This window comes from Paenibacillus sp. F4, assembly GCF_002894905.1.
GTDB lineage: Bacteria > Bacillota > Bacilli > Paenibacillales > Paenibacillaceae > Paenibacillus > Paenibacillus polymyxa_B.
The window spans coordinates 481688-495574 of record NZ_POVS01000017.1 but is presented as its reverse complement, the minus strand read 5'-3'; the positions used below and the strand labels follow the sequence as shown (position 1 = coordinate 495574).

General features: G+C 47.2%; 14 protein-coding genes. 2 read left to right on the top strand and 12 right to left on the bottom strand.

The features are described from left to right. Window positions 1-20: 20 nt before the first annotated feature. Complete coding sequence (locus C1T21_RS20945; RefSeq protein WP_103049604.1) at window positions 21-1400, bottom strand: class I SAM-dependent rRNA methyltransferase; 1380 nt, start codon at window positions 1398-1400, stop codon at window positions 21-23. Between the two features lie 288 nt (window positions 1401-1688). Between C1T21_RS20945 and C1T21_RS20940 the strand changes: the two genes are divergently transcribed. Further along, window positions 1689-2711, top strand: coding sequence for a Na/Pi cotransporter family protein (locus tag C1T21_RS20940; protein ID WP_103049603.1), 1023 nt, complete (start codon window positions 1689-1691; stop codon window positions 2709-2711). Here C1T21_RS20940 and C1T21_RS20935 read toward each other — a convergent pair. The 5 genes from C1T21_RS20935 to prmA form a co-directional block, all read right to left on the bottom strand. Next, the gene (locus C1T21_RS20935; protein ID WP_103049602.1) at window positions 2701-3135 is read right to left on the bottom strand and encodes an NUDIX hydrolase; all 435 of its coding nucleotides are present in this window, start codon (window positions 3133-3135) and stop codon (window positions 2701-2703) included. The two genes, C1T21_RS20940 and C1T21_RS20935, sit on opposite strands and share 11 nt — an antisense overlap. A gap of 104 nt (window positions 3136-3239) precedes the next feature. Then, window positions 3240-4583: a tRNA (N(6)-L-threonylcarbamoyladenosine(37)-C(2))-methylthiotransferase MtaB gene (mtaB, locus tag C1T21_RS20930; RefSeq protein ID WP_103049601.1), complete on the bottom strand. Its 1344-nt coding sequence runs from the start codon at window positions 4581-4583 to the stop codon at window positions 3240-3242. Window position 4584: 1 nt separating this feature from the next. Then, complete coding sequence (locus C1T21_RS20925) at window positions 4585-5349, bottom strand: 16S rRNA (uracil(1498)-N(3))-methyltransferase (protein WP_103049600.1); 765 nt, start codon at window positions 5347-5349, stop codon at window positions 4585-4587. A 188-nt stretch (window positions 5350-5537) separates the two neighbouring features. Further along, window positions 5538-6230: a site-2 protease family protein gene (locus tag C1T21_RS20920; RefSeq protein WP_023989504.1), complete on the bottom strand. Its 693-nt coding sequence runs from the start codon at window positions 6228-6230 to the stop codon at window positions 5538-5540. Between the two features lie 2 nt (window positions 6231-6232). After that, window positions 6233-7198, bottom strand: a complete 966-nt coding sequence (prmA, locus tag C1T21_RS20915; protein WP_103049599.1) for a 50S ribosomal protein L11 methyltransferase — start codon at window positions 7196-7198, stop codon at window positions 6233-6235. 402 nt (window positions 7199-7600) lie between these two features. On the opposite strand from prmA, the gene C1T21_RS20910 reads away from it, so the two are divergent. Then, window positions 7601-7813 carry a hypothetical protein gene (locus C1T21_RS20910; RefSeq protein ID WP_103049598.1) on the top strand — a complete coding sequence of 71 codons (213 nt, stop codon included), beginning with the start codon at window positions 7601-7603 and terminating at the stop codon, window positions 7811-7813. An 86-nt stretch (window positions 7814-7899) separates the two neighbouring features. Here C1T21_RS20910 and C1T21_RS20905 read toward each other — a convergent pair whose 3' ends face one another. The 6 genes from C1T21_RS20905 to dcuS form a co-directional block, all read right to left on the bottom strand. Next, entirely contained in the window at window positions 7900-8085 is a 186-nt protein-coding gene (locus C1T21_RS20905; RefSeq protein ID WP_069290020.1) for a YfhD family protein, read from the bottom strand. Window positions 8086-8109: 24 nt separating this feature from the next. After that, the gene (locus C1T21_RS20900) at window positions 8110-8484 is read right to left on the bottom strand and encodes a hypothetical protein (protein ID WP_103049597.1); all 375 of its coding nucleotides are present in this window, start codon (window positions 8482-8484) and stop codon (window positions 8110-8112) included. A gap of 178 nt (window positions 8485-8662) precedes the next feature. Continuing rightward, window positions 8663-9859 carry an NAD(P)-dependent malic enzyme gene (locus C1T21_RS20895; protein ID WP_103049596.1) on the bottom strand — a complete coding sequence of 399 codons (1197 nt, stop codon included), beginning with the start codon at window positions 9857-9859 and terminating at the stop codon, window positions 8663-8665. 63 nt (window positions 9860-9922) lie between these two features. Further along, a complete protein-coding gene (locus C1T21_RS20890; protein WP_103049595.1) occupies window positions 9923-11269 on the bottom strand; it encodes a 2-hydroxycarboxylate transporter family protein in 1347 nt (448 codons plus the stop codon). A gap of 121 nt (window positions 11270-11390) precedes the next feature. Continuing rightward, a complete protein-coding gene (gene dcuR, locus C1T21_RS20885; protein ID WP_103049594.1) occupies window positions 11391-12098 on the bottom strand; it encodes a two-component system response regulator DcuR in 708 nt (235 codons plus the stop codon). Next, a complete protein-coding gene (gene dcuS / locus C1T21_RS20880) occupies window positions 12091-13746 on the bottom strand; it encodes a DcuS/MalK family sensor histidine kinase (protein WP_103049593.1) in 1656 nt (551 codons plus the stop codon). Before dcuS ends, dcuR begins: the two co-directional genes overlap by 8 nt. Window positions 13747-13887 lie beyond the last annotated feature (141 nt).

Here is a 13887-nt window from a genome sequence, read left to right as displayed (position 1 = left end):
ACTTTGACCTTGTATGAAACCTACAGCTGTGTCCGGCTGCGCACCTCAAAGATGGCGAATTTCAAGTAATGGCCTTCCTCCACACCCAAAATTTGAGGATGGTCCTTACCAGCCGCTCTCCAGTCTACCAGACGAAGGATTTTGCCAGCATCTGCCGCCGCTTCCTTAATGGTATCTAAAAACAACTCTGGCCGCATATGGAACGAGCAGCTCGCTGTCACCAGATAGCCGCCCTCATTGACCAGCTTCATCCCGTGCAGGTTGATATCTTTATATCCACGTGTAGCTCCTTTGACAGCGTTCTTCGTTTTGGCAAAGGCTGGCGGATCGAGAATGACCACATCAAAGGTGCGTCCGCCACCTGCTGTCAGCGGCTTGGATGTATCTCCTTTGCCCCCGGCTCGTGCATTGCGTTCCTCTACACCTTTCACTTGATTGCGCAAATATTGAAAAGCATCGTCGACAACAAACTCAACGCGTTCCTCAAAACCGTTCAGCTTGACATTATCCCGCGCACTTTCAATCGCATGCTCAGAAATATCAAGACAAGTTACTTTTTTAGCACCATGTTTACATGCATTGAGGGTAAAGCTTCCCGTGTGCGAAAAACATTCCAATACAGTTGCGCCATCCCAGAATGGGAATTCAACAACCTTACCACTTTTATTCACTGGCTTCATGACCGTAGTGCCCGCATCCCCTGAGTCTGCAGCTACTTCTTGTAGCGTAATTCCACTACGTGCTCCCCAACCTGTCATCAACGGTGCTATGGCCGCACGATTTTCACGCTGGTCAAAGAAATAACCCGTCTTCTGGCCCTCTACGATATCAACCTTGATGTGCAGCCCATTTTCCGTCACCACCACATGACGCGGGCAATCACCGTACAAAGGACCCTTCGTTTGTTCCAATCCTTCCAGCTCACGGATGGATACATCACTTCGCTCATATATACCAACAGGACCCACTACTTCAACGAGCGCATCCCTGATTTCTTCCCTGCGCCGATCCATGCCAAGCGTTAACAACTGCACGACTAACACATCACCAAATCGATCTACAATCAGTCCAGGCAAAAAATCAGCCTCGCCGTACACCAACCGATAAGCGTTTCCCCCGGTCACAAAACGTTCGCGGTGCTCCAGACATTTGCGAAAGCGTTGGGCAAAAAAGTTTTGATCCATTGCTTCCAGCGGCTCGTAGGACATTACACGCACTGTAATTTGTGAAGCTGGGTTATAGTAACCTGTCGCCAAATAACGCCCCTGATGGTTAACGATACTGACCAAATCGCCTGCCTCTGGGTCCCCTTCGATCTTGGCTATTTCGTTTTTAAACACCCAAGGGTGTGCGTGCTCCAGCCTTTTTTTACGGCTGCGTTCTAATATTACTGAAGGCAAAATCCTTCACTCCCATTCTTGGATTACTCAAAGTGTTAAAACGTTTTGTTCGATAGGGGCGCGGCTCCGCGATTCATTTGTTCTTATGAACACTGTCGCTTCTCCAGATTCAAATGAACCGCTTCGCTACTGCCCGCCTGTATATCGACGTCACGCTTTTAAAGCTTGTGAAGATACTACAAAATTATCGTTCCGTAAAAAAGAGCTCAGCCATGCTTGTCATGGCTGTCCCCAACAGATCATAGGCTGTTACATAAGTATTTTCACCTAGAAAAGGGGGCTATGCCCGTGTTTATACATGTTATACTCCCGTTGTGCGGTGGGCTGTTTATTTTTTTGGGCGGGATGAAGCTGATGGAAGCAGCCCTCCGGCATTTGGCCGGCCCCTTCCTCACCCGCTGGTTGAACCGCGCCACAGTTTCACCTTGGCGGGGCATGCTGTTCAGCTCAGGCATTACGGCCCTGCTGCAAAGCAGCACCGCCGTAACGGTGCTGACGATCGGACTGGTCAACGCCGGGCTGTTGACCTACGGCCGCACGCTCGGCATCATTCTTGGCACCAATATCGGCACCTGCCTGACCACCGAGCTGATGGGGCTCCAGCTCGGCATGCTGGCTGTTCCGTTGCTCTGCGGCTCACTGCTCTGCTGGAGCACTGCCGTGCTGTGGGGTGAAGCTGTCCCCGGCCGCCAGTATGCGTCTGACGGAGCTTCACCCGGCTCCAATGGGCTTAGCCGTCCGCAGGCTGTACAATATATCAGCCTCGTCTTTGCTGGATTTTCGCTGATTCTGGCGGGTATTCGCGTGATGCAGTCGGTCGGACCCTGGATTGAGCAGGCCGGACTATTCCGTTGGTTTCTTGATCACGCTGCAGCCAACATGTGGTGGGCCTTCGCTGCTGGAGCCTGCCTGACCGCGCTGGTTCACAGTAGCGCAGCCGTCATTGGCATGGCGATTAGCCTTGCCGCTGCGGGAGCCTTGCCAGCCGATGTGGGGATCGCCATCGTCATCGGCTCCAATGTAGGCACCTGCGTAACCGCCCTGATTGCCGCTGTTGGCGGTAGCGTGTCCGGCAAATTTGTCGCCTGGTCCCACGTACTGCTGAACGTAGGCGGAGCCTTGCTCTTTATGCCGTTGATCCCTGGTCTGGAGATGGCCGCTGCCTGGATATCTACCGAGCCCGGAGCCAAGGTAGCCCATGCCCAAACTCTGTTTAACGTTATTAGCTCTCTGCTGGTCTTGCCTCTCTGCTATCTACCTGTGTGGACGCGTTTAGAGGATCGTATATCTCCCCACAGAATCAAACGTTAATTCCTAGCATGGACAGCGCCTTGCTTAAAATGACATCATTATTGTCATATCCACCCTGGCGCTGGAGACGCCATGCTTCCTCAGGCGTATGCCACGCAACTCCTTTAATTTCTTCGATCTGTGCCTGTAAATCCCCATCCAGTGCCTCTACGAGATAATAGTGCACTTCTTTATCTACTTCCCCAAATTCTGGATGCTGATACGTATAAGCAATCATATCTACATGCTTGATAATCCGCCCGTTCAACCCTGTTTCCTCGCGAATTTCACGTAAAGCCGTCTGTTCGATTGTTTCCCCCAACTCCATTTTCCCTTTAGCCAAGGATACCTTGCCATATCGGTCAGTAATGAGCTGAATTTCAAGCTGCTCCCCCTGCTTGCGAAACACAACGCCGCCTGCGGAAATTTCCTTTTTTGCTGCCATCCTGTAATCTCCCTTCCTTGCGCAACAAGGATTCCGTCCTCTCTGTAAGGAAAGGCGAAATCCTTGTTTGCCATCTCTATTGCCTGTTCAGGCTTTTTTTGTTCTTACAGAGCTGTTTGCAGCCCATTCTCTAGTACGCGAACCAATTGCCCTTCACTTTCATTAATGCCTGCCTTCGTTAGCTTCACGCGGCATACCTTGCCAACCAGATCCTCAGTACCTTCAAACGCCAGTTGAATATAATTGTCACTATATCCATGGAGTATACCGCTATCTTCGGTCCCTTTCGGCGCAACTTCCGGAATGACCTCCAGCACCTGACCTACAAACTTCTCAGCATACGCCAGTTGCATTTGCTCTGACAGTTGTATCAGCTCATGCACTCGTGCATTTTTCACGTCTTCGTCCACCTGATCCTCCATACGCGCCGCAGGAGTTCCACTGCGCTTGGAGTACGGGAACACGTGCATTTCCGAAAAACCGATTTTTTTCATCAGCTCATAGCCATTGCGGAACATTTCATCCGTCTCCCCAGGGAAGCCGACAATCACGTCCGTTGTAATCGCTACATCTGGCATTGCTTTGCGAATCATAAGCATTTTGTTATAAAACTCTTCTGTCGTGTACTTGCGACGCATCCGTTTCAATACAGTGTCATCCCCCGCCTGAAGCGGTATGTGAAAATGACGAACCAGCTTGGTAGAACGGTTCAGCACATCAAGCATTTTTTCATCAATCTGGCTGGCTTCAATAGAACTGATACGGATACGCTCCAGCCCTTCCACCTTCTCCAGATCCCACAGTAGATCAGATAGGTCATAATTATCCATGTCATCACCATAACCGCCAGTGTGGATACCTGTGAGTACAATTTCCTTGTAGCCTGCGTGTACCAGTTGACGCGCCTGTGCAATAATGCTCGCAGCGTCACGACTGCGGGATAGCCCCCGCGACCACGGAATGATGCAGAAGGTACAGAAGTTATTGCACCCATCCTGAATTTTCAAAAAGGCCCGAGTATGATTAGCAAAATCAGGCACATCCATTTCCTCAAATACACGCGTTTTCATAATATTGCGCACGGCGTTCACCGGTTGACGCGTCCCTTGAATTTCCTGCACGAACGGAATGATTTTGTCCCGATCCTGAGTCCCGATAACAAGATCAACGCCAGGAATATCCATAATTTCGGCAGGAGAAGTTTGGGCGTAACAGCCCGTCACTGCCACAATGGCATCTGGATTCCGGCGAATCGCGCGGCGAATAATCTGACGACTCTTTTTATCGCCGGTATTCGTAACGGTACATGTATTAATAAGATAGACATCAGCTGTCTGCTCATCAAAGTCCACCTGTTCATAACCTTCATTTTTAAACAGCTGCCAGATCGCTTCTGTATCATAAAAGTTTACCTTACAGCCCAATGTGTAAAATGCCACTGACGGCATATTAAACCCCTCCCATTTCTCCTGTCTCATATAAAATGCATGCCAATGCAGCCATTCCTGCGGTCTCCGCACGCAAAATACGTCTTCCCAGTCCTGTAGACTGGGCTCCAGCCTGCTCGGCTTCCAGACTTTCCGCTTCAGTAAAGCCGCCTTCCGGGCCTACCACCAGCAGAACACGCGGCATGTCCGTCGACGCCCATTGTCCTGCCAAAGGCTGGATTACATCCCGTAGCTGTTTACCCTGCTCTTTTTCATAACAATAACATATCAAATCATACCCAGCAAAAGAAGCCAGAAGTTCTTTCCACGTCATGGGCGCGCTAATTTCTGGAATCCGGTTACGGTGGCTTTGTTCAGCCGCTTCCTTCACAATCTTGCGCCAACGCTCCAGTCGCTTGCCTTCTTTTTTGGCATCATACTGCACGACCGTACGCTCGGACAAAAACGGTACAAACCCGGTTGCTCCGATTTCTGTACATTTTTGCATCACCGTCTCCATCTTGTCTCCTTTAGGAAGACTCTGAGCGATGGTGACCTGCACATGCGGTTCAGAGGTCATCTTCAACGGCTCAATGATCGTCGCCGTAACATGGTCCTGCTCAATCGTATCCAATGCAGCCAGCGCTTCCCTAGATACCCCGTCACTAACTATAATTTTGTCACCACTACGGCCCCGCATGACTTTAGCGATATGTCGCGCGTCCTCACCCGCAACAATCACGTGATCTTCTAGAAATTGCTCTGCCGGAATAAAATAACGCTGCATTCTCTCTCACACCTATTCCTGGATTTTGCAAAATCCTCATTCTAAAAATAACTGTTATCCACTAACGTTCCGTACAAAATCCGAATAAATCACCAAGCAACATCATATCATCTTTTGCGCCTGTATGACCAGTCTGTTCCCTCTTCCATTCAGGTTATACCTACCTAATCCTCGTAAAAAAGGAGCCCTTAGGCTCCGAATAATCCAGTGATATAAAAAGAGAACTGCAAAAACTGTATATAAATCATCTGGGCCAGCGTGTAAAGAGGTTCAATCGTTACAGCTCGAACCTGCGGAATGACCAGTATAAGCAGAAAAATAAAGATCGACCACTGTTCAAATTGCTGAAGTTTACGGCGTACAGGAGTGGGGGCCACATCTTCCACAATCCGGTATCCATCCAGTGGAGGCAATGGGATCAAATTAAAGATAAACAAAAACAGATTTAAATTGATCAGAGCATTGATAAACAAATAGATTGCTTGAGCCACCCGTTGGTTCTCCATCCCCGGCAATACTTGAAAATGAAGGAGCACGGCATAGATCAAAGTAGTAACAAATGCAAGCAGCAGATTGCTGAGCGGACCCGCAGCCGATACGATAATGCCCATGAGGCGCGGACGGCTAAAATTGTCACGATTAACCGGAACTGGCTTGGCCCAGCCAAAGCCTCCGATCAACAGCAGCAGCGTACCCAGCAGGTCAATATGCACTGCCGGATTTAAAGTCACGCGCCCAAGTAGCTTGGCCGTAGGGTCACCAAATTTATTGGCATAATACGCATGTGCAAACTCATGAACCGTGAACGATATGATCACAGCCAGTAAATAAAAGGGAAGAACATTTAAATTTACACGAAAAATATTTTGTAAAAAATCCATACTTACCTCTTTCTCGCCACAAACGCCAGCCAATCTTCATCCCGGCTTATTTCGGCAATCTCAAAGCCAGCTGCTTTCAACGCAGTTTCGACAACTTCTTCTTTGTTCTTCCAAATCCCTGAAGCAATATAAATACCACCTGGTTCCAGGGCTTTATATACATCATCAATGAACAGCAGAATAATCTCTGCCAATATATTAGCTACCACCAGCTTGACCGGTAACTGGATGCCCAGTGTTGGATCGCTTGCTTTAAGCACGGATAGCAAATCACTTTCTTTAATGGTAATGCGTTCCTCCAGTCCGTTCAGACGCGTATTTTCCCGCGCACTGGATACTGCCACCGGATCCAGATCCAAGGCAAGTACATGCTTCGCTCCCAGCTTTACAGCTCCAATGGCCAAAATACCGGAACCCGTGCCGACATCAATGACTTCTTCCCCGCCCTTTATTACAGATTCCAGCGTTCTCAGACAAAGGGATGTCGTAGGATGCGTTCCGGTCCCAAAGGCCATACCAGGGTCCAGCTCAATGATTTTTTCCGCTTCACTCGCAGGCTCATAGTCCTCCCAAGTGGGTTTAATCGTCAGACGATCCGACACACGCAAAGGCTTGAAATATTGCTTCCAAGCATTTGCCCAGTCATCCTCATCAACTGTTTTCAGCTCATACTGAACCTCACCAGGATCAATATCGAAAGTTCTCAATTCTTCGACGCGCGGCTCAATCTGCGAACGAATACGATCCATGTCCACTTCTTCGGCAAAATAGCCTTTGATGATCGCTTGTCCTTCAGGTATGTCGTTCAAAGGCCGATCATACCACTGCCCATAGGACGTATCCCGCGGTTTGTTGAGCGAACCGGATTCTTCAATGGAAACCCCTCCTGCACCTGCTTCATGTAGAAAATTCGAAATCATTTCGATGGCTTCTTCGGTTGTATGTATTGTAATTTCATTCCACAACATGGTTTTCATTTCCTCCTCATTTCACATGCATACATTACATTGTACTATATACATGCACAGGAGTTCAAAAAAGCTAATATTATCGGTGCTCAAAATATTTTTTGTAGAGCTTGTATTTGTTGTCCACTCTTTTAGTCCAACCACCCTTAACTCTAGTACATACAATACAATATACTAGAAAAGGAGTGATTTAGTATGGCAAAGACAGTGTTAGATTATAATGCCAGTGTTATTACACCTATCACTAATGGTATAAATCTTCCTGTTCCGATTTCTCCAGCCTGACTTGGAATTGCTACGACGTCTGTATTTATTGATCCTGCTATTTCTGGAGCTGTCAACAACCGAGTAGAGTTAAAAGCCTCGATTGGACTACGTTTTGTCGGTGCCGGCAACATTAGAGTGCTTGTACGGATTTGGAGAGCTGGCAAAGAAATTTATTACGGACTGGAATCCAATGTCTTCGATAACAACATTATTCTTAATGTCGAAACGGTAGACGTTGCGCCTCTGGGCGTGCAAAACTACCAACTGATTATTGAAAATCAAACGCCTGCGACTACTGCTTTCGTCGCCGGTCCTCTTGTTTTTAGTGCAACAGCATACAGCGGATAATGAATAGAAAGAGGAAAAGAACACAAATAAGACGGGCTATCCCACAAATTATCCTTATTAATGGAGATAACCCGTCTTATTAAATTCTACTCATTGTCGTTTATGATACGTTGCTGACGACGGTCAGCTACTTCGCTACGCCGGATCGCTTCTAGATCCTCAGCATCTGCCTGATCTGCCGAGAACTCAACATCTTCATTTTTAGCAGATTGCATGCGTTTGATTTTTTCGGTTTTGGTCAGCACTTTATCAAACCGTTTGTTTTTGGACATCGGTCACTGCTCCTTCCAAACTTTTCACAGCATTCCACCCGCTTGTTCCACGATGGACATCGCCTGATGATGAATGGATTCATCCACCACAGCAGTCAACAAAATATCACGGCCCGTCGGTCCGCCCTGTCCTCCATCACTCATGCCACTGGCGGTCGGATCAGCTGCAGCCAGTATTGCTGGAGTTGCATCTGTAAAGTCCACGCCCTGTGTCAGTGAGGACAAGCTGCTAATCTGTCCTGAAAATACAGGCAATCCGGCGTTGCCAGTAGACTGCCGCGGATACCGGCTAAATCGGTCTATCGACACATCGGCTACCCGGAGAGCTTCCAGTTTTCTAGCGGCTCCCTGTGCTTCCTCAGGACTTTTGAAATACGCCAAAATATTTTTTTCGCCCATCTCAAAATCTCCCTGTGTAGTATTGAGCGCAACTGCTCTTCAAGAGCATAGAGCGTTACGCTTTGTTATATCCTGCTCATTGGCACGATTTTATATTCCCTACGAAGCTAGACGGATCAGGCGGTATCGAGAACATCAAGCCAAGACTGTGAACCATAGTTTGTGAAGAATATAACTTTTACGGGTGTAAAGTAGCAGTCGGAGCTTCACCTGACTTGGCCACTCCTGTCTCCCATGCAGCACGAATGACAGCATCCCGTACCTTTTGAACCACCTTCGGATTAAAAACATTCGGTATGATATAAGTTTCACTTAGCTCCTCAGGACAGATCGCATCAGCGATGGCAAGTCCGGCAGCTAGTTTCATTTCCTCATTAATCGTCGTAGCATGGCAATCTAGAGCACCCCGGAAAATTCCTGGGAAGCACAGCACATTGTTAATCTGATTTGGAAAATCGGAGCGGCCGGTAGCAAGCACACGTACATGAGGTGCGGCTACAGCCGGATCAATTTCCGGCTTCGGATTCGCCATGGCGAACACAATAGGATCAGTTGCCATGCTCTGTATATCCTCCACAGTCAGTATATTCGGGCCTGACACACCGATGAATACATCAGCTCCCACAATCACATCGGATAAACTTCCACTTAAATTGTGCGGATTAGTCATGTTCGCATACTCTGTCCAATGCGGGTTACTGTACTCCACGTCACGATGAATAGCTCCCTGTCGATCAACGCCAATCAGATTGCGCACACCTGCCTTGAGCAGCATACGGGAGCAGGCCATACCCGCCGCACCGATCCCTGCAAATACAACCTTGACATCCTCCATTTTTTTGCCACATACCTTTAATGCATTGACCAGACCCGCTAATACAACGACTGCCGTACCATGCTGATCATCATGAAATACTGGAATGTCCAGTTCCTGCTTCAACCGTCTCTCGATTTCAAAACAGCGTGGCGAAGATATATCTTCCAAATTAATACCTCCAAAGGCAGGAGCAATCATTTTGACAATTTGAACAATTTCATCAGCGTCCTTCGTGTTGAGACAGATTGGGAAGGCGTCGACACCTGCAAATTGTTTGAACAACACTGCTTTACCCTCCATTACAGGCATAGCGGCCTCCGGTCCGATATCTCCTAATCCAAGTACTGCTGTTCCGTCTGAAACGACTGCTACTGTATTCTTTTTGATCGTTAATTGATACGCTTTGGCTGGGTCATTGGCGATTTCCATACAAATTTCAGCTACACCCGGCGTATACACCTTGGACAACCCCTCCATCGTTTCAATTCGCTTCTTTGGTAAGGTCTCCATTTTGCCACCTGCATGTAATTCTCTAATTTCGTCTATTAAACTGCTCATATTTTTCTCCGTCCTTTCATGTCTCTATTTGGATATGAAACTCAGTCCTGTGTATAAAACTCATCAGCTCCAAAATTGGAGTAACAAAGTTGCTAAAATGACCGTGCCTGCCCCGCCAATACGTGTTGCAATTTGTGCAAAAGGCATCAGTTCCATCCGATTGGACGCAGACAGAATGGCTACATCTCCCGTCCCCCCTAATCCACCGCGACAGCTAGTCACCAAAGCAGCTTCTACGGGATACATGTGAATCCATTTTCCTGTGAAGTATCCGGTAACAATCAATGCAACTACAACAGATGCACAGGTGATGGCATAAGGAACCGTTAAAATCCCAACTACACTATCCAAAGGTACATACAAAATACCCAATCCCACCATCAAGGGCCACGTCAGACTTGCCGTTATACATTTGTACAAGTGAAAAGCTCCCTGCTCCAATGTGTTCGGCATGATCTGAATACACTTAATTAATGCCGCCACCAGGATCATGAGGATCGGACCTGGAATATGGAGATACGGCTCCAGCAGCTTACCCACAATAAAGAAAGTACAGGCCAACAGCAGACCTCCTCCCATCAATGGAAAAGAAATCGATTGTTCCAGACTTGTCGGAGCTAACTTGTCTGCATCTTTCTCTAGTTTTAGTAACCTCCCGTTACCTGAAGTTTTTGGATTTTTCTCTGCTAATCTCTTCAGAACACCCGCACCTATGATTGCAACAATGTTCCCGATAATTGCAGCCGGGATAAACTGGGATACGAATATTGCCGAATCCTTGCCCAGCACCAATCCATAAGAAATGGACAACGGTAAAATGCCTTCCCCAATCCCACCGGAGATAATTGGAATGATGATGAAAAAAAATGTATGATAGGCGCTATAGCCAAATGCCATACCCACCACCATCCCCACGCCAACAGCTGCAATAGATCCTATAATAATGGGGGCAAAAATTTTGACAATTCCGTTCATCAGCATTTTGCGATCCATGCCAAGAATACTTCCCGTTACTAGACATGCGATGTAGAAGTAAAGAAAATTCGAGGTTTTCATAAGCGTGTGTACCGCACCCATTGCAGATGGACTAAACATATTCCAAAATACCATTAACGATGGAACCATAAGAGATAAAATGGCCGGCCCGCCAATATGCTTAAGCAACGGAAGTTTGGCCCCTAGATCACTGAGCAGTATACCTAAAATCATGATGACGGCAAACCCGCCCAACAGATCGTTCGGGAGTCTTTCAGTAATTGCAGCTGCATAAACAATCAGCGCGATCACGGCATAGAGTGGAAGAGGAATAACCCCCACCTTTAGCCTACCCAGCATTCTGATGCCATCTACAAAATTTTTACTCCATCTTTGCCCCTTTTGAATGACAGGCTGATTCGTAGCATTTTCCATAAATCTCCCTCCATAAAGTGAAGAATGATGATCATGTTTCCATTCTACACTTTGGAAAACGCTTTATTTGGTTTTATAACTAATCATTCACTTTTGTAATTAAAGTAATCAGAAAGAAGATTTAAATAAAACTATTCATGATGCCTTCTGCCTGTGGCAATATTCGGTATTGGTAAACAGGGCGCCCTATGGTACCGTATATGATTTCCATGGAAAGAGCCTCAATCTCTGTCATAAAAGCCAGGTACTTGCGCATAGACACCCTGGATATCCCTGCGCTCTCCGAAATATCCTCGGTGGAAAACAGCACCTTATTATGCTGCTGGATACAATTCCATATCATAGACAGCGTGGATTTAGTTATGCCTTTGGGCAATCGTGCCAGGTCTTTAGTCAAGCTTTTATGATAAATCAGTCGGTCCAGTTCTTCCTGCGAAAGTAGGCTGCGCTCACGCACGATGCTAATGTGCTCTCGGTACCCCGTGAGGGCCTCCAAAAAACGGTTAAAGTGGAACGGCTTAATCAAGTAATCCACCGCGCCGAAGTTCATCGCTTTTTTGACACTGTTCATGTCACTTGCAGCCGAGATGACAATGACATCTATATTTACACCTGTCTCCCGTATGAATGACAGTAAATCGAGGCCATTGCTTTCCTGCATATACACATCTAGCAATATCAAATCAATGGCTTGTTCAGCTATATATTTCTTAGCCTCTTCCACAGAAGAAGCCCAACCCCCACATTGAAAACCTTCCACCTGCTCCATATATTTGCGATTAAATTCCGCAACCATCGGATCATCTTCTACAATCAGGACATTAATCATGTTCATCATTCCCCGCTATAATGTATGGAATCGTAATGTGAAAACAGCACCCTTGCTCGGCTGGGTTCAACTTTATACTTCCCTGTAATCTTTTCACGCTTTGCGTCACCAGATAAAGGCCCATTCCTCGTGACTCTCCCTTGGTCGAAAAACCTTTTTCAAATATAGCCTTCACATGCCCTTCCGGTATACCCGGACCATTATCGCACATGATACAGGTCAGATAGCCGTTCTTCTGGCTTTCCTCATAATAAAGTGAAAGAGTAATCCGCTTGTGCTCCAAAGATTCCATCGCCTCCACCGCATTATCAAACAGATTGCCAAGAATAGTAATCAGTTCATGCGTCGTTTGAGTTTGACTGGATTCGGGCAAGTAACTACCTGAAGTCAGTTCAAAATTCACCCCTACTTCTCTGGCCCGGCTTAATTTCCCCAACACAAATCCCGCCATAACCGGGTCCCTGATCTGCCGGGTGATGGAGCCAATCTCCACTTGATGATGCTCGACGGCATCCATAATGTAATGCTCCAGTTTATCGTACATTCGTAAGTGTACCATCCCCATAATGACATGCAGCTTGTTCATAAATTCATGAGCCTGCGCACGTAGTGCTTCTGTGTACAGGGACACTCCTGTCAAACGTTCCGCAAGCTGGTTCATCTCCGTTTTATCCCGAAAGGTTACAATTGCTCCCACAATTTCCCCTTTGACCCGTATCGGAACACTGGTGGTCAGCAAGGTTATTCCACCCAGCTCCATTTCCTCATCCATTTGTGGAGTACTCGCTTCCAAGACCTCTTGCAATCGAAAAGCGGATAGATAAACGGTAATTTCCTGTCCGGAGAATGAGAAATCTTCAATCCCCGCTTGTCTAAGCAGACGTATCGCTTCTGCATTCATCAGCATGACGCGACCGAATTCATCTACCGCAATAACTCCTTCCTTGATGGATTGCAACATAGCGCTGCGTTCCTCCAGCAAGCGTGCGATTTCTGGCGGCTCCAGACCAACTAGCATATTTTTGATTTTACGAGCCAGCACAACCGCACCTCCAGTGCCAATCAACATTCCAGTGCCAATGGCGATCGCAATAAGACGGTTGTTGCCTTCCTGAGCCATCTGTACATCTTGCATGGATATACCAACAACAATCGCCCCTACCTGCTTCCCCGTTAAGCTGAACACGGGGGAAAAGGCTCGCATGGACAAGCCCAATGTTCCCTTCGCAACGGACACGCTCTCATGACCATGAAGTGCAGTATACTCGTCTCCGCCGACAAAGGCTTTGCCGATCATCCTAGCATCCGGGTGCGTTTTACGAATTCCCTTCATATCCATAGCCACGATAAACTGGATGTGATTTGCTGCTGAAACCCTCTTCACATACTCCTGCATGGAAGGAGACGAACCCGTCTCTTGCAGTTGCTCGACAATAAGCGGCGTATGGGCGAGTGTACGCGCGATGGACATTGCCTTTTCTTCCAGTCCCTTCTCAGTTTCATGTTCCACTCTCTCAGCAAATAACAGGGTTACAGGCAGAAGCACAAGTGCCATAACTAGACATACTAGCAGTGTAATTAGGCCTCTGAGCTTTAATAGCGGTTTACCCCGACGTAGCTTGAGCTGTACATTTCCGATGGAACTCACCCCTTTCTATTTGATATTAAGTCTCAACAGTTCAACATGCCTATACAAAAATGGTTATGTATGTGTTTACGTGAATATAAAAAAAGGAACTATCCCGCAATTGCGGAATAGTTTCCTTTGATTCATGGTTGAAGCTCCGCG